Here is a 15,120-nt window from a genome sequence, read left to right as displayed (position 1 = left end):
GCAGATATGCCATTTTATGCATGGCTGTGTTCGTATTGATTTGTGTCACTATCCAGCATCTTCAATCGGCCCAGCCATTCGGCGTTCTACATAAACTAAGCAATTACCTCTTCTTCCATTCGGGGGCTACTACGTTACAACGGCTGCGTTACTATCGAAAATAAACATATTTCGGTTTTAATGGAGACATCGTAGGTGCGGCTGCGCACTGGTCTGGTCACGATTCCACATTATTCAACCTTTCTACCTCACCTTAAAAATACTTTTTAACTTAAATTAGAGCTTTACCATGAATCAGATGAACAGCCCTTTAATTCGGGTTGGTGTCTTCTATGACGGCAACTATTTTTTAAAAATCAGCGATTATTATTATTTCCAGCACGAACGCAAGGCCCGCATCAGCCTGGAGGGCTTGCACGAATATATTCGCCACCAAGTGGCTGAGGAAGAAGATGTAGATGTGCGCCTGGCGCAAATTACCGATGCTCACTTTTTCCGGGGTCGCCTGTCCGCTACCGAGGCCCGCGACAAAGACCGGCTGTTCCATGACCGCCTGCTCGACGACATTCTGATGAACCTGGGCGTGCAGACGCACTACATGGCCCTGAAAACCCGCGACGGCCGCCTGCAGGAAAAAGGCATCGACGTGTGGCTTAGCCTCGAAGCCCTGGAGCTTGCCCTGCACAAAACCCTCGACGTGGTGGTGCTCATCGCCGGCGACTCGGACTACGTGCCCCTCATCCGCAAGCTCAACACCGTGGGCACCCGCGTGATGCTGCTCAACTGGGATTTTAAGTACGAAGATTTCAAGGGAGAAACCCGCGTTACGCGCGCTTCGCAGCAGTTGCTGGAGCAGGTAACCTACCCAGTGGCCATGCACGACGTTATCGACCGCGGCTTGCAGGCCCAGGACGAAGTAGTGGAAGCCCTGTTCGTGAACCAGTCGGAGCCCGCTGCATTTGCGCCCAGCACGGCCTCGGCGCCCAAGCTGGTGCGCCCCACCGGCCCCACAGCTGCCGGCCCCGTGGGCACGCTGGGCATGAGCACCATCAAGAACCTGAAAAACGGTTTCGGCTTTGTGGTGATGCCCCCCAACAACCTGTTCTTTAGCTACGCCGACCTGACCGAAGGCGACTTCAACGACCTGCGCGAAGGCGACTGGGTAGAGTTCACGGTGGGCCGCAACCACCGCGACGAAGACTGCGCCCGCAACGTGCGCAAGGTGACCGCCCCCCAGCTCAACGACATGGAGGACGAGTACGAACCCGTAATTGCCCACGCTGCCACGGCCGAGCTGTAGCCTTACGGGCCAAGCGCCCCAACGCAAAAGCCCTGCTACCAGACGGTAGCAGCTTTTGCGTTGGGGCGCTTAGTGGCGGCGCGAGGCCAGCTCAGTTGCTGCCGGAGCGCGGGGTGGCGGGCGCCTGGCCGGTGGGCTGCAGGTACTGGTCCATCCATTCCAGCCAGTAGCGGTTGCGCTCGCGCTGCCGCACCGGGTCGCTGGCATTGTGGGCAGGCACGGGCCAGGCGATAAACCTAGTGGTCACCCCGTTGTCCTTCAGCGCATGGTACAGCTTGTAGGACTGGGTGATGGGCACGCGCGGGTCGCCTGTATTGGCCAGAATGAGGGTGGGCGTCCGAATCTGGCCGGCGGCGCTGATGGGCGACTGGTCGCGGTACGACTGGGCCTGCTCGGCCCCCAGCCACGGCGACCCGCCCATCGATACGCCCCGCTGCACGTTGGCGTCTCCGAAGTTGTACTGGTCGAACCAGTCCGTGACGGCGGCACCGGCCACGGCCGCCTTCCAGCTCTGCGGGTAGTGGCCAATGAGCCAAGTAGTCATGTACCCGCCGTAGCTCCAGCCGCTCACCCCGATGCGGGTGCTGTCAATCAGGCCGCTGCGCTTGATTTGGGCCAGGCCTGCCATCACGTCGCGACCCGGTCCGGCCCCGGCGTCTTTGAAAATGGCCGACTTGTAGGCGTTGCCCAAGTTGTCGCTGCCCCGGTAGTTAGGCTCGAACACGAAGTAGCCCCGGCCCGCAAACAGCTGTGCCAACGAAGAAAAAGTGGCCACCGAAGCCGCTGTGGGGCCGCCGTGAATGACGAGCACCAACGGGTAGAGTTTGCCAGGCACGTAGTTGGCGGGGTAGGTAAGCTGGCCGTCGTTGCGCATGCCATCCGACTGCCAGGAGAGGGTTTCGGCTTTGCCCAGCTGCAGCGCCTGCACGTCGTGGTTAAAGTCGGTGAGGCGCTTGGGCGCGGCGGTGGCCGAGGCCAGGTAGTACAGCTCGGCCGGGCGGCCGGGGTCGGAACCGACGAAAGCAATGGCGCCCTGCCGGCTCACGCCGGCGTCTACCCAAAACGACCACGCCGGGCTGGCTGCGCCCAACGCCAGCTTACGGGCCTTGCCGCCCTTCAGCGGCTGCAGCCACAAGGAGGTGCGGTCGCCGTCGAGCGCGCCCAGCAGCAGCGATTTTCCGTCGGGCATCCAGATGGCCCGGAACACGTCGCGGTCCAGCGCCGGCGTGAGGTTGCGGCCCTCGCCGCCCGCGGCCGGTGCCACCCACACTTCGTTGATGTTGACGGTGGTGCCATTTTGCGGGTACCAGTATGCCACTTGGGTTCCATCGGGTGAAAAGGCAGGGTAGCCTTCCATGGCCGTGCGCCCGGTGAGGGGCTTGATGCTGCCATCGGCCACGTTCAACAGCTGGACGGACCGCTCGCGGCCGTCGCCGGAATAGGGCGTGGGCACCCGCACAAAAGCCAACTGCTGCCCGTCGGGCCGCCAGGACAAGGGCGACGACGGCGCCCCCGGCGGGATGGTGACAGGCAGGCTCCACGCGCCAGCGGTCAGCCGCCGGGCATCGCCGCCGCCGGCGGGCACCAGCCAGATGTGCGAGGGGGTGGGCGCCGTGGTCAGAAACAGGTCGTTGTTGCCCACCTCAAAAGCATCGTAGCCTTTCTCGGGCGGTCCGGCCAGGTTGGCGGGCTCGTCGGCGGTCACGAAGGCCAGCGCGCTGCCATCGGGGCGCCAGGCGTAGTGCTGCACGCCCTTGCGAGCGGTGGTCAGCTGGCGCGGCTCGCCGCCTGCCAAGGCTTGCACGAACAGCTGCGCACTGGCGTCTTTGCCGGCGCCGGTGCGGGCCAGGTACGCCAGCTGCTGGCCGTTGGGCGACCAGCGGGGCTGGCTCAGGCTGATGCGCCGCTCGGCCAGCACACGTTGCTGCCCGTTGGCCACCGTTACCAGCACCAGACTGGTGAAAAAGCGGTTTTCATCGTAGTCGGGGGTCGACTTTACCAGCGCGATGGTTTTGCCGTCGGGCGCGAACTGCGGGTCTGACAAGCCGGTGAGTTTGCCCAAATCGGCGAGACCAAACGGGTGGTTCTGAGCGTACAGTTCGGTCGCGGGCAGCAACAAGACCAGCCATAGGAAAACGGAACGCGTGGCGAGCTGCCACCTGAGTAAGGGGTATTTCATAATGCCGGAAATGAGAAAAAATGGTGGAGCAGCCTGGCGGTAAACCGTTCGGCCTCTGAAGATACCGGTTCTGTCCGCAATTTCGGCAGGTGCGGCCACACAACTTTATGGGCATCCCTTGGTAGCCTTGCGCAGCCTGCGCCTACGGCAGTTTCTGGTTCTGAATCGACCCGCAAAGCGGGGCCCAAAGGCAGCCCAGGTGGCTGGTGAAGCGTGCTCTCTTCACCAGCCGCCCACAGTGGCTAAGCCATAACCAGCTGGGCAAAGTCCCGTTTGGAGGCCGGGTAGCGGTTGAAGGTGCCCAGGCCGCGGGCCACGGCCACGTCTTCCTTGCCCTCGGCCACGCGGTAAATCACGCAGCTGCTCACCATGAGCTTGTTGCCGATGTGGTCTACCACGCCTCTGGCCACCAGATTGTCGTGGAGATGCGCCGCGTGCAGGAAATTCATCTTGAACTCCACCGTTGACACAAACTCCTGGTGTGCAAAAGCCAGCGTGAGAGCCGCCGCCCCCAGCGCCGCATCCATCAGGCCTGCCAGTACGCCGCCGTGGCAGGTGTTGGGGGAAGAAAGGTGTTCGTCGCAGATGGTCATGCGGTACTCTGCCTGGCCGGGTACGGGCACGCTCAGGGTCATGCCGTTGGCGCGGCCGTAATGGTTTATCTGGTTGTAGGCCGCTACCATGGCGGCGAGTTGGGGGAGCGGGCGGGCGGGAGTTGAAGAGTCAGACACGAGTGCGAAATTTCCAATGAAGCGGTTTGGGGCGGCTGGTTTGCCAAAAGTCGGTGCCAAAGTCCGAACTTGGATGCGCGGCGGCGCGCCGTGCTTTGCCCTCACACCATTTTAACCCTGTCATGACAGCCCTGCCCCTCACGTTTGCCGAGTTTTATCCAAGGTACCTGCGCGAGCACAGCCGCCGCGGCACACGCATCCTGCACTTTGTGGGCACCTCATTGTTTTTGCTTTCCCTGGTCATGCTCGTCGTCACGGGGCGCTGGGGGTGGCTGCCGGCGGGCATCGTGGCAGCCTACGGGTTTGCCTGGGTGGGCCACTTCTTCGTGGAGCACAACCGGCCCGCCACGTTCCAGCACCCGTGGTATTCGCTGCTGGGCGATTTCCGCCTCTACGCCGACCTATGGCGTGGCCGGGAAAAGTTTTAACGCTAGCCGCTAGAGTTGCTTGCGCATCAGAAAATGCGGAATCACGCCAAAGAGCGTGTGCGAGGGTTCTAACACTTCGTACCCCAGCCGTTCGTAGAAGCCTACCGCGACTTCGCGGGAATGCAGCACGATTTCAGTTAGGCCCACTGCCCGGGCTTGGGTCTCCAACGCGTCCATAATCTGGCGGCCCAGGCCCGTGCCAGCGGCTTGCGGCGCCACCGCCATGAAACGCACCTGGCCCTGGTGTGCGCTGGTGGGCTGCAGCATGCCCACGGCCAGGGCCTCGGGCGCGGTGCTGTTTTCATCGGCCAGGAGCAGTGCGTGGATGGTGCCGGGCTCGTCGTCGGCGGGCACACGTTCGGACCCGGGCGGCTGTTGCCAGGGCTGGCGGAGCACTGTGTAGCGCAACTGGTAATAGGCATCCCACTCGGCGGAGGTGCGGGGCGGGCGAACGGGGAATGCGAACATAAGCGCAAGTATAGGTGCAGCCGCGCAACCATGGTGGAGCTGGGCCGTTACCTTTGCGCGCCGGCTTCGACCGGTTACTCATTTTAAAACTACGCCCCACCCCGCTATGGCATCCTTCGACATCGTGAGCAAAGTAGACCCGCAAACCTTGGAAAACGCGGTGAACACAGCCCAGAAAGAACTGCAAACCCGCTACGACCTGCGCGACACCAAGGGCGGCATCGAGCTGAACAAAAAGGAGAACACCATTTTGCTGTCGTCCGAAAATTCCATGCGCGTAAAGGCGCTGGAAGATATTCTGCTGGGCCGCGTGGTGAAGCAGGGCATCGACGGCACCAGCCTGGATTTCTCGGCCGAGGAGCAGGCCAGCGGCAACCTGATTAAGAAAACCATCAAGGTGCGCGCCGGCGTCGATAAGGAGTTTGGCCGCAAAATCATCAAAGCCATCAAAGACGCCAAGGTGAAGGTGGAGGCCCAGATGCAGGACGACCAGGTGCGCGTAACGGCCAAGAAAATCGACGACCTGCAGGCCGCCATTGCCGTGCTGCGCCAGTCCGATATCGGCCTGCCGCTGCAGTTCGTGAACATGAAGTCGTAGCAAACGTTGTCATGCTGAGAAACGAAGCATCTTATCACGGCGGCGTTGCTCGGAAGTACTAACCCCTGCGGCGCGGGACGTGAAAAGATTCTTCGCTGCGCTCAGAATGACAGTTTACCGTGTACGACATCAGTGCCTTCGCCGAAGCGGCTACTTGGGTTAGCTTGCTGACCCTCACGTTTATGGAAATCGTGTTGGGTATCGACAACATCATTTTCATTTCCATTGTGGTGAACCGCCTGCCGCCCGAGCAGCAGGCGCGTGGCCGCACCATTGGCCTGCTGCTGGCGCTGTTGTTCCGCATTGGGTTGCTGCTTAGTATTTCGTGGATTGTGGGCCTGCGGGCACCGCTGTTTGATGTGAACCTGCCCTGGCAGGACGTACCCTTCGGCGTGACCGGCCGCGACCTCATCCTGCTGGCCGGCGGCCTGTTCCTGATTTACAAGAGCACCACCGAAATCCACAACAAGTTGCAGGGCGAAGAGGAATCTGAGGACGGCAGCGGCCCCAAGCACGCCACCATGCGCAACATCATCGTCCAAATCATCATTATCGACATCGTGTTCAGCTTCGACTCCATTCTGACGGCCGTGGGCCTCGTGGACAACGTGCTGGTGATGATTGTGGCCGTGATACTGGCCATGGGCGTGATGCTGGCCTTCAGCAACGCCGTGGCCAGCTTTGTGAACGACAATCCCACCATCAAGATGCTGGCGCTGTCCTTCCTCATCATGATTGGCTTCATGCTGGTGATGGAAGCCGGCCACAAGGAAGTGGAAAAAGGATACCTCTACTTCGCAATGGCCTTCTCGCTCACGGTGGAGTTGCTCAACCTGCGCCTGCGCAAGAAAACCAAGCCGGTGCAACTGCGCGACTCGCAGTTTGACTAGTGGGTTGCTAAAAACCAGAAGATTACAATTGCCAAAATGCTGCCCATAACGGCGCAGTCCAATTGTCTGCGGCCTGCTGAACCGGGCCACGCTCCAGTTGCCGCAGTGCTAAACATGGCGGCCACGAAGAGCAGACCCGCGCCAGCGTAGATGAAGTTCTCATCCCAGTAACGGGGAGGAAAACCGTACTGATTTTTGTCAGTGCTTTCCAAAGAAAGAACTTGGCCGAATAAAGCCGTGCGGCGTATTGTCAGACCTTCGCCTTCATTCATGCAAGGCCCTTGGAAAGTGGCGTTCTGCGTTTTGATTACGCAGTAGGAGGAGCTTCCTTTTCTGCTGTTACTGCTGTGTAGGATGCAGCTCAGTACTTTTTCTTGGGAGTAAGTGAGCACCCATGCCCTGTCGATGCCAAGCATCAGACTGAAGATGAGCAGGGCCTTGCAGATAGTCTTACCCAACGGAGCGTACCGCAAATAAGAGGATTCGTAAGTATACGATTCTACTCTTGCCCCTGAAGCCCGATAAGTAGTGGAAGCAGAACGCCTGCGTCTATCACTGGTGCTGTGTGATGGCGCGGTAGGGGCCGGAGCGGATGCCGTAAAGCTGACTGGGTTGTCGTAAGCCGCCCGCCGAGCCGGGTCGCTCAGCACCTCATACGCGGCATTAATATCCAGGTACTGGGCGTGGGCAGCCGGGTCCGGCGTGCGGTCGGGGTGGGTGAGCAGCACCAGCCGCCGGTAGGCACTGCGGATGTCTGCAGCCGAGGCCGTATTTGTCAATCCTAACGCTTCGTAGAGTCTCATCGACCACGAAGAAAGGCACTAGTCAGCTTTTGTTGTCAGGGCCACTGCTTTGTCAGCTTGGTCAAGTACGCGGCGCAGGGTCATTTCCAACAGGCGCCGGTTCACCTCGGGGCGATGTAGGCGGTAGTAAGCGTATTCGGCGTCGGTGAAGGCGCCGGTTATCAGGCCCACCACGGTGTAGCGCAGCTTGGTATTGCGCCCCAGCAACTCGCTGAGCTGGTGGTGCTGGTCGGTGGGGCGCAGGGTGATGTGGTGGTCGCGCACAAAATCGGCGACCACGGCCAGCAGCAGGTCGTTTTGCAGCTTCAGGACCGGGCGCAGCGTGGCGTGCAGAAAGAGGCCCACGGTGCCGGCGGTATCGGTTGCTTCCGCGTTGATGAGAGGGCGCAGGGCCAGCAGGGCTGCATCGGGCCGGGTGGCGGTGGTGGGGGATGAGGGCATGAGAAGCCAACCGCCGGCCGCGCCAATGGTTGCCCGGCCCGGCTACTATACCACACCCAGTTTCACCAGCGCATCCCAGAGCACCACGCCGGCCGCCACGCCCACGTTGAGCGAGTGCTTGGTGCCGAACTGCGGGATTTCCACGGCCAAGTCGCACAGGGCCAGTACGGCATCTTCCACCCCAAACACCTCGTTGCCCAGCACCAGCGCCAGCGGCCGGCCCGGCTCGGGCTGAAATTGGGGCAGCACCACGCTGCCAGTGGTTTGCTCCACGGCCACCACCTGGTAGCCGGCGGCTTTCAGGGCCGCCACGGCCGCCACGGTTTCAGAGGCGTATTCCCAGCTCATCGACTCCTCGCTGCCCAGCGCCGTTTTGGTGATTTCGCGGTGCGGCGGGCGCGGCGTGATGCCGCAGAGCCAGATTTTCTCCAACGCAAAAGCATCGGCGGTGCGGAAGATGGCCCCCACGTTGTGCATGCTGCGCACGTTGTCCAGCACTAGCACCACAGGGCTTTTGGGCGTACTTTTGAAGTCGGCCACCGTGGCGCGATTCAGCTCTGCCATTGTAAGTTTTCGCATGGGGCGAAGGTAGGAACGCGCCACGGCGCGTTCGGCGTTTCCACCGGTAGCCGGGGACGTTTGCCGCCGGTTGCGTGTTTTTATTTTAATAAAAGCGGGACTGTTGTTCCGTTTTATCCTACCGATAGAACGCGCCAAAGCGCGTTCCTACTGCTTTGACTGCACCCAAGAAAGAATTCATCATCAAGTCTGTTGGGCCCGACCACATCACGCCCGGCTCACCCGTCGACACGCCCCTGATGAAGCAGTACTACCTGCTCAAGCAGCAGCACCCCGGCGCGGTGCTCCTTTTCCGGGTGGGCGACTTCTACGAAACCTTCGGCGAGGACGCCGTGACGGCCGCCCGCATCCTCGACATCACGCTCACCAAGCGCGGCGGCGGCACGCCCAACGAAATTCCGCTGGCCGGCTTCCCGCACCACGCCCTCGATAACTACCTGCCCAAACTGGTGCGCGCCGGTCAGCGCGTGGCCATTTGCGACCAGCTCGAAGACCCCAAACTAGCGAAAGGGCTCGTCAAGCGCGGCATCACCGAGCTGGTAACACCCGGCGTGAGCATGCACGACAACGTGCTCGAACGCCGCGCCAACAACTACCTCGCTGCCATTCATTTCGGTAAAAGCGAGGCTGGTATTTCTTTCTTGGACATCAGCACCGGCGAGTTTCTGGTGGCCCAGGGCACGCTGGACTATCTGGGTAAGCTGCTGCAGAATTTCAGCCCCGCCGAAGTGCTTTTTTGCAAAAAAAGCCGTGCTGAATTCGAGCAGCATTTCGGCCCCGACTTCTGCACCTACGCCCTGGATGAGTGGGTTTTTGGCAACGATTACGCCCACGACACCCTCACCCGCCACTTCAAAACCACTTCGCTCAAAGGCTTTGGTGTCGATGGCCTCAAGGAAGGCATTGTGGCCGCCGGCTGCATCCTGCACTACCTCGCCGAAACCAAGCACTCTGACTTGGGCCACGTGGCGGCCCTGGGCCGGCTGGAGGAAGATAAATACGTCTGGCTCGACCGCTTCACCGTCCGCAACCTGGAGCTGGTGCACGCCCAGCACCCCGGCGGCGTGCCCCTCATCGACGTGCTCGACCAGACGCTCACACCCATGGGCGCCCGCCTGCTGCGCAAATGGATAGTGCTGCCGCTTAAGGAGGTAAGCCAAATTCAGCGCCGCCTCGACACCGTAGCCGCCCTCGTGGCCGATGAAGAACTGCTGGCCGACCTTACCATGCACCTGCGCCAGATAAACGACCTGGAACGGCTCATCAGCAAGGTGGCCGTGCGCCGCGTGAACCCGCGCGAGCTCCTGCAGCTGGCCCGCGCCCTGGAGGCCATTGCGCCCATGCGCGAGCGGCTGGCCGGCTCCGGCGTGAAGGCCCTCGTGAAACTAGCCGACCAGCTCAACCCCTGCGCCAGCCTGCGCCAGGAAATACTGACTAAAATAAAGCCCGACGCCCCGCTGCTCACTAACCAAGGCGGGGTGTTCAACCCTGGCATCGACTCCGAGCTGGACGAGCTGCGGGCTTTGGCCTTCTCGGGCAAAGATTACCTGCTGCAGCTGCAGGTGCGAGAGCAGCGCAACACCGGCATCACGTCGCTCAAAGTGGCGTACAACAAAGTGTTCGGCTACTATCTCGAAGTCAGCAACGCGCACAAAACCAAGGTGCCGCCCGAGTGGATTCGCAAGCAGACGCTGGTGAACGCCGAGCGCTACGTAACCGAGGAGCTCAAGACCTACGAGGAGAAAATTCTGAACGCCGAGGAGCAGCTGTTCGTCATCGAGCAGCGCATCTATACCGATTTGGTGCTGGCCGCGCTCGATTTCGTGCCCCACATTCAGCAGAATGCCCGCGCCATTGGTGTGATGGACTGCCTGGCCAGCTTTGCCCTCACGGCACGGCAGCAGCGCTACGTGCAGCCCGTGGTGAACGACGGCACCGTGCTCGACATCCGCGCCGGCCGCCACCCGGTTATTGAGCGCCAACTGCCGCCCGGCGAGAGCTACATTCCAAACGATATCTGCCTGAACCAGGACGAGCAGCAGATTGTGGTGATAACCGGTCCCAACATGGCTGGCAAGTCGGCCCTGTTGCGCCAAACTGCGCTCATCGTACTCTTGGCCCAGATTGGCTCCTTCGTGCCCGCCGACGCCGCCACCGTGGGCATCATCGACAAGATTTTCACCCGTGTGGGTGCCTCCGACAACCTGAGCAAGGGTGAAAGCACCTTCATGGTGGAGATGACCGAGACCGCCAGCATCCTCAACAACCTCTCCGACCGCAGCCTAGTGCTCATGGACGAAATCGGGCGCGGCACCAGCACCTATGATGGCATCAGCATTGCCTGGGCCATTGTGGAGCACCTGCACAACAACCCCAAAGCCAAGGCCAAAACCCTTTTCGCCACCCACTACCACGAGCTCAACCAGCTGGCTGACGAGTGCCCCCGGGTGCGCAACTATAATGTGGCCGTGAAGGAGGCCGACGGCCGCATCCTGTTCCTGCGCAAGCTGCAGGCCGGCGGCTCCGAGCACAGCTTCGGCATTCACGTGGCGCGGCTGGCGGGCATGCCCACCTCCGTGGTGCTGCGGGCCAATGAAATCATGCACCACCTCGAAATGGAGCGCACCAGCGCCGGCTCCGATGACCGACAGCCGACCGAATTCGACGAGTTGCTGGCTGGGTTGGACGGAGGAACGGACCAAGTGGTGGTGGTGCATGCCCCGCAGGCGGCCGTTCCCAAGCCCCGCACCACCACGGCAGTTGCCACCGCGCCGCGCCCCACGGTGCAGCTTAGCATGTTCGAACCGGCAGACCCAGCCCTGGAACGTATCCGCGAACTGCTCCAGCACCTCGATATAAACACCTTAACGCCCATCGAAGCGCTCATGAAATTGAATGAACTGAAGCTAACGCTGGGTGCTTAATGAACTTTTCAGCCTGAAAATGAACGTGGAAGCCTTTTCAAGTAAAAATTTCCACCCCTGGTCCTTGCTTCGCCAAAAAAGCCCCTTACCTTTGTCGCACCATTCAGCACTACGAAAGTAGTAATGAACCTCCCGCGAGAGTAGCTCAGTTGGTAGAGCGCGACCTTGCCAAGGTCGAGGTCGCGAGTTCGAACCTCGTCTCCCGCTCCAAATAGTAAAAAAAACGCTGTCTTCGGACGGCGTTTTTTGTTTCAGCCTGTTCCAATATGGCGGCTACCCGCAAGTGCCTCAGCACCGATGACGAGTTCCGGCAGGTTGTAGCCGCGAGCCTGTCGGTGCGGCAGGTGCTGGGCCGCATCGGCTTGGTGCCCGCAGGCGGTAATTACAAGACGGTGTACAGCCGCATTGCCAGACTTGGGTTGGACATCAGTCATTTCACGGGGGCGGCTTGGAACCAAGGTGGCCGGTTTAGAATGCTCGGCCAACCTTTTTCCTGGGATGTGATTTTAATAGAAAACTCATCATACACGTCTACTGCCCGGCTACGTAACAGGCTGATAGAACACGAACTAAAAGCGAAGCAGTGTGAAAGCTGTGGTTTGACTGAATGGCTAAGTGAGCCAATCCCACTGGAACTGCATCATGTCAATGGTATCAATAATGACCACAGACTGCATAACTTGCAGTTGCTTTGCCCCAATTGCCACGCATTAACGGAGAACTATCGGGGCAAAAATCAAGCGAGAGCAAAGTCTTAATTGCTTCTGCCAGAGTGGTGAAATCGGTATACACGCGGCACTTAAAATGCCGTTTCCGTGAGGAAGTACGGGTTCAAGTCCCGTCTCTGGTACTAAAAAGAAAGAGCCTCCTTTACGGGAGGCTTTTTCTTTTTAGGGCAAGCGCTGTGGTGGGGTTCTAACCGCGGTTCCTAGGCCCGATTTGAAGAGCACCACCAAGCCAGCTACCGGCAAGGGGCTGATGACAAAATCCAGTAGCTGCCGGCTAAGGCGATAGGCCCACTCGCTGCTGCCCGTGAGCTTATTGAGCACCACAATAGCAGCGTAAACGGCCAAAGCACCCGCATAAAATAACAATGCCAGCCGCCATTGCCCAGTATCTGGAAGCAGCAGGCGCAGCAGGAGGAAGCAGGTGCTGAGGTAGAGCACTGCATAGGTGGCCACTGCCGGCAGCAAGCGCTTAGCAATGCCGCCATTAATTCCCTGCTGCAGGGAATCAGCGTACTCTTTCAGTCCCAGAACCGTCAGAGCTTTTTGCCACATGTTGGTGAGGAACTGCAGGATGGGTTCATCATAGAACCTAATCAGAAATAACAACACAACCAGCCCGCCCACCAGTAGCCAGTGGACAGCACGAGAGGAATACTGGGGTAATGCTTCCACGTTGCTCCCTTATTGAAGTGGGGTTTGGGACGACGCTGGCGGGCCGGTGGGCAGGGCCAGACGGCGTGCCCATAGCATCCACAGCCCAAAAATGAAGGCGTAGACGATGAAGGTAAAGGTGTAGTGGTGGTTGAAATCAACTGAGGCCTGCGAGTACTGGTGGTTGATGGCCAGCGCAGCCACGCGCACCACGTTAAGACACCAGATGAGGACAATGCCGGCGGGAATATACCAAAGCTTCCGCTGCCATGGCCCCGGAAAAGCAGCCACAAACCCAGCAAACAAAGCATATAGCACGAGCCCGTTGCAGGGCGTGCCGATGATGACGGCAGGCTGGCCGTTCATCACCACCAGTTGCGCGTTGGTGGCGCTGATGGTGGCGTCAAAGCCCACGGCCCGCAGCAAGCCCACGCCAGCCTGCGTGATTTGCTCGCACAGTACTGTATCCAGTCGGCCATCGGGCTTTAGCCACTGCTCGTAGCCAAAAAACCACACCAGAAACATCACCGCAGCTGTCGCGATAAAACGGTACAAAACCCGATTGCTGGCAGGAGGAGAGGAGATGGAAGCAGTTGCGGACATAAGCGAAAGTATAGAATAAGCAAATTAGGTATAAAAAAGCGGCTCTTCCTTCCGGGAGAGCCGCTCGGTGTTATTCAACTGTTGGCTACGCATTGCGGCGACGGCTGCGCAGGTGCCTCAGGCCGTACGCTACCCCGCCGGCTAGCAGCAGGGAAACGCCTCCGTCAATGGGAACGGCCGTGGGGTCGGGAGTGGTGCCGGGTGTTGGCCCACCGGTAACTGGGCCTTGAGCTACTGCTACCGAAGTAGCTACCAAAACGATAAATACGCTTGGCAAGAAGTTGTTTAGCAGAAATGATTTCATACAGCGTGGTTAATGATGGTTGAAAAGATGCAGGCGTTACGGGTGGCTACGGCAGACTGATGGACTAGCCTCGCTACCAGATAAACACCCTGGCAGCACAAGCAAGCGCAACAATAATGCAGTGATACCCAGATACGCTATTGGTGTGTGTTTGGTTTCGGGCTCACTGTAAAGTAATTACATATTGCGGTTTCGCACCCTGCGTTAGTAATTATCGAATTGTGAGAGTAGGAATCAAAGACCAAAATAGCCCGCGGTGCGGCCAGATGGCACGAGCCGAAACGGTAGAGTTGCTTGCGTTTACCGGGCGGGAAATTTTGGGAAAACTAGCGGGTAGCCGGGCGGGTAATTCCAACCCGGAGCACGGCCTGCGGCTGCGCGGAGGCGCAACTACCAGGCAGGGTGCCTGCCACTGGGCCTTACCACGCCAGCTTGTGCCTACCTTGCGGTAGTTGTTTTGCCCCTGTTGAGCTATGCCTCTTGCTTCTGATATTCCTGGTTCGCCGGCTGTCCCCGTTGACTACCACCCCCTCATTCACCAGGTATTTGCCGAGATGGGCAAGGTGGTGGTGGGCCAGCAGCCGCTGCTCACCCGCCTGCTCATTGGCTTGTTTACGGGCGGGCACATCTTGCTGGAGGGCGTGCCGGGCCTGGCCAAAACCCTCACCATTTCTACTCTGGCCAAGGTGCTGCACCTGCACTTTCAGCGGGTGCAGTTCACGCCCGACCTGCTGCCTTCTGACTTGGTAGGCACCATGATTTATAACCAGAATCAGTCGGTATTTGAGGTGAAGAAGGGGCCGATTTTCGCCAACCTAGTGCTGGCCGACGAAATCAACCGCTCGCCGGCCAAGGTGCAGAGCGCCCTGCTGGAGGCCATGCAGGAGAGGCAGGTGACCATTGGCGAAACCACCTACCCGCTGGACCTGCCGTTTTTGGTGCTGGCCACCCAAAACCCCGTGGAGCAGGAGGGTACCTACCCGCTGCCTGAAGCCCAGGTAGACCGCTTCATGCTGAAAGTGCACGTGGATTACCTCAAAAAAGCCGACGAGCTGGAGGTAATGCGTCGCATGGCCAACCTCAGCTTCGTGGAAGACGTGCAGCCCGTGCTCACGCAGGCCGATATCTCCGGCATCCGGGACCAAATCAACCAAGTGCAGATTTCCGAAACGCTGGAGAAGTACCTCATTGAGTTGGTGTTTGCCACGCGCCGCCCCGCCGACTACGACCTGCCCGAGTTTGCGCAGGCGGTGCAGTTCGGCGCCAGCCCGCGGGCCAGCATCGCGCTGCACCGCGCCTCCAAGGCCGTGGCCTACCTCGAAGGCCGCGACTACGTGCTGCCCGAAGACATTAAAGAGGTGGCTGCCGACGTGCTCAACCACCGCATCCTGCTCACCTACGAAGCCGAGGCCGACGGCATCCGGACGCAGGACCTGATTGAGGCCATTTTGCGCAAGGTGCCCATCAGCTAGGAGCTTCTCCTGGGCAGCAGC

15 protein-coding genes, 2 tRNA genes and 1 pseudogene are annotated in these 15,120 nt (G+C 60.0%); 9 read left to right on the top strand and 9 right to left on the bottom strand.

What is annotated here, in order from left to right; genetic code table 11:
• Positions 1 to 298: 298 nt before the first annotated feature.
• The gene (locus tag BEN48_RS04035; RefSeq protein WP_317043670.1) at positions 299 to 1,300 is read left to right on the top strand and encodes an NYN domain-containing protein; all 1,002 of its coding nucleotides are present in this window, start codon (positions 299 to 301) and stop codon (positions 1,298 to 1,300) included.
• Positions 1,301 to 1,391: 91 nt separating this feature from the next.
• Here BEN48_RS04035 and BEN48_RS04030 read toward each other — a convergent pair whose 3' ends face one another.
• Both BEN48_RS04030 and BEN48_RS04025 read right to left on the bottom strand, forming a co-directional pair.
• Positions 1,392 to 3,479 (bottom strand): S9 family peptidase, encoded by a 2,088-nt coding sequence (locus BEN48_RS04030; protein WP_083320738.1) that lies wholly within the window; start codon positions 3,477 to 3,479, stop codon positions 1,392 to 1,394.
• Between the two features lie 242 nt (positions 3,480 to 3,721).
• Positions 3,722 to 4,210, bottom strand: coding sequence for a PaaI family thioesterase (locus tag BEN48_RS04025; RefSeq protein WP_241502165.1), 489 nt, complete (start codon positions 4,208 to 4,210; stop codon positions 3,722 to 3,724).
• Between the two features lie 122 nt (positions 4,211 to 4,332).
• On the opposite strand from BEN48_RS04025, the gene BEN48_RS04020 reads away from it, so the two are divergent.
• A complete protein-coding gene (locus BEN48_RS04020) occupies positions 4,333 to 4,638 on the top strand; it encodes a DUF962 domain-containing protein (protein ID WP_070733168.1) in 306 nt (101 codons plus the stop codon).
• Positions 4,639 to 4,647: 9 nt separating this feature from the next.
• On the opposite strand, the pseudogene BEN48_RS04015 reads toward BEN48_RS04020, so the two are convergent.
• Positions 4,648 to 5,052, bottom strand: a pseudogene (locus BEN48_RS04015) (GNAT family N-acetyltransferase); the annotation flags it as partial.
• Positions 5,053 to 5,212: 160 nt separating this feature from the next.
• On the opposite strand from BEN48_RS04015, the gene BEN48_RS04010 reads away from it, so the two are divergent.
• Both BEN48_RS04010 and BEN48_RS04005 read left to right on the top strand, forming a co-directional pair.
• Positions 5,213 to 5,704 (top strand): YajQ family cyclic di-GMP-binding protein, encoded by a 492-nt coding sequence (locus BEN48_RS04010; RefSeq protein WP_070733164.1) that lies wholly within the window; start codon positions 5,213 to 5,215, stop codon positions 5,702 to 5,704.
• 128 nt (positions 5,705 to 5,832) lie between these two features.
• On the top strand, positions 5,833 to 6,594 hold the full coding sequence (locus BEN48_RS04005) for a TerC family protein (protein WP_394330922.1): 762 nt from the start codon (positions 5,833 to 5,835) through the stop codon (positions 6,592 to 6,594).
• Here BEN48_RS04005 and BEN48_RS18005 read toward each other — a convergent pair.
• Genes BEN48_RS18005 through BEN48_RS03990 form a run of 3 tightly spaced genes read right to left on the bottom strand, consistent with a single transcriptional unit; the run spans position 6,591 to position 8,417 of the window.
• A complete protein-coding gene (locus BEN48_RS18005; RefSeq protein ID WP_083320737.1) occupies positions 6,591 to 7,397 on the bottom strand; it encodes a J domain-containing protein in 807 nt (268 codons plus the stop codon). The genes BEN48_RS04005 and BEN48_RS18005 overlap by 4 nt on opposite strands.
• An 18-nt stretch (positions 7,398 to 7,415) precedes the next feature.
• Positions 7,416 to 7,838 carry a hypothetical protein gene (locus tag BEN48_RS03995; RefSeq protein ID WP_070733159.1) on the bottom strand — a complete coding sequence of 141 codons (423 nt, stop codon included), beginning with the start codon at positions 7,836 to 7,838 and terminating at the stop codon, positions 7,416 to 7,418.
• A gap of 45 nt (positions 7,839 to 7,883) precedes the next feature.
• On the bottom strand, positions 7,884 to 8,417 hold the full coding sequence (locus BEN48_RS03990) for an RNA methyltransferase (RefSeq protein ID WP_070726013.1): 534 nt from the start codon (positions 8,415 to 8,417) through the stop codon (positions 7,884 to 7,886).
• 239 nt (positions 8,418 to 8,656) lie between these two features.
• Between BEN48_RS03990 and mutS the strand changes: the two genes are divergently transcribed.
• The 4 genes from mutS (at position 8,657) to BEN48_RS03970 (ending at position 12,191) form a co-directional block, all read left to right on the top strand.
• Entirely contained in the window at positions 8,657 to 11,341 is a 2,685-nt protein-coding gene (gene mutS, locus BEN48_RS03985) for a DNA mismatch repair protein MutS (protein ID WP_083320743.1), read from the top strand.
• 134 nt (positions 11,342 to 11,475) lie between these two features.
• Positions 11,476 to 11,551: transfer RNA gene (locus BEN48_RS03980), tRNA-Gly, on the top strand.
• A gap of 56 nt (positions 11,552 to 11,607) precedes the next feature.
• A complete protein-coding gene (locus tag BEN48_RS03975; protein WP_070733157.1) occupies positions 11,608 to 12,099 on the top strand; it encodes an HNH endonuclease signature motif containing protein in 492 nt (163 codons plus the stop codon).
• A gap of 8 nt (positions 12,100 to 12,107) precedes the next feature.
• Positions 12,108 to 12,191 (top strand) — tRNA-Leu (locus BEN48_RS03970).
• A 40-nt stretch (positions 12,192 to 12,231) separates the two neighbouring features.
• Here the strand turns inward: BEN48_RS03970 and BEN48_RS03965 are convergent.
• From BEN48_RS03965 to BEN48_RS18000, 3 genes are all read right to left on the bottom strand, one after another.
• Entirely contained in the window at positions 12,232 to 12,741 is a 510-nt protein-coding gene (locus tag BEN48_RS03965; protein WP_141764578.1) for an XrtX-associated membrane protein, read from the bottom strand.
• Positions 12,742 to 12,750: 9 nt separating this feature from the next.
• Positions 12,751 to 13,323, bottom strand: coding sequence for an exosortase X (gene xrtX / locus BEN48_RS03960; RefSeq protein ID WP_083320736.1), 573 nt, complete (start codon positions 13,321 to 13,323; stop codon positions 12,751 to 12,753).
• Between the two features lie 85 nt (positions 13,324 to 13,408).
• A complete protein-coding gene (locus tag BEN48_RS18000; RefSeq protein ID WP_083320735.1) occupies positions 13,409 to 13,627 on the bottom strand; it encodes a PID-CTERM protein-sorting domain-containing protein in 219 nt (72 codons plus the stop codon).
• A 473-nt stretch (positions 13,628 to 14,100) separates the two neighbouring features.
• On the opposite strand from BEN48_RS18000, the gene BEN48_RS03955 reads away from it, so the two are divergent.
• Complete coding sequence (locus tag BEN48_RS03955; protein WP_070733151.1) at positions 14,101 to 15,099, top strand: AAA family ATPase; 999 nt, start codon at positions 14,101 to 14,103, stop codon at positions 15,097 to 15,099.
• Positions 15,100 to 15,120: the final 21 nt, after the last annotated feature.

The sequence above is a fragment of the Hymenobacter glacialis genome, from assembly GCF_001816165.1.
Taxonomy (GTDB): domain Bacteria; phylum Bacteroidota; class Bacteroidia; order Cytophagales; family Hymenobacteraceae; genus Hymenobacter; species Hymenobacter glacialis.
This window is presented reverse-complemented; position numbering and strand designations above follow the sequence as displayed.

Bases quoted from the DNA above. Each gene is read 5' to 3' on its own strand.
- BEN48_RS18000 (WP_083320735.1), bottom strand. From the start codon at position 13,627: ATGAAATCATTTCTGCTAAACAACTTCTTGCCAAGCGTATTTATCGTT.
- BEN48_RS03990 (WP_070726013.1), bottom strand. From the start codon at position 8,417: ATGCGAAAACTTACAATGGCAGAGCTGAATCGCGCCACGGTGGCCGAC.
- BEN48_RS03995 (WP_070733159.1), bottom strand. From the start codon at position 7,838: ATGCCCTCATCCCCCACCACCGCCACCCGGCCCGATGCAGCCCTGCTG.
- BEN48_RS03975 (WP_070733157.1), top strand. From the start codon at position 11,608: ATGGCGGCTACCCGCAAGTGCCTCAGCACCGATGACGAGTTCCGGCAG.
- BEN48_RS04010 (WP_070733164.1), top strand. From the start codon at position 5,213: ATGGCATCCTTCGACATCGTGAGCAAAGTAGACCCGCAAACCTTGGAA.
- BEN48_RS04030 (WP_083320738.1), bottom strand. From the start codon at position 3,479: ATGAAATACCCCTTACTCAGGTGGCAGCTCGCCACGCGTTCCGTTTTC.
- BEN48_RS18005 (WP_083320737.1), bottom strand. From the start codon at position 7,397: ATGAGACTCTACGAAGCGTTAGGATTGACAAATACGGCCTCGGCTGCA.
- BEN48_RS03955 (WP_070733151.1), top strand. From the start codon at position 14,101: ATGCCTCTTGCTTCTGATATTCCTGGTTCGCCGGCTGTCCCCGTTGAC.
- BEN48_RS04020 (WP_070733168.1), top strand. From the start codon at position 4,333: ATGACAGCCCTGCCCCTCACGTTTGCCGAGTTTTATCCAAGGTACCTG.
- xrtX (WP_083320736.1), bottom strand. From the start codon at position 13,323: ATGTCCGCAACTGCTTCCATCTCCTCTCCTCCTGCCAGCAATCGGGTT.
- mutS (WP_083320743.1), top strand. From the start codon at position 8,657: ATGAAGCAGTACTACCTGCTCAAGCAGCAGCACCCCGGCGCGGTGCTC.
- BEN48_RS04035 (WP_317043670.1), top strand. From the start codon at position 299: ATGAACAGCCCTTTAATTCGGGTTGGTGTCTTCTATGACGGCAACTAT.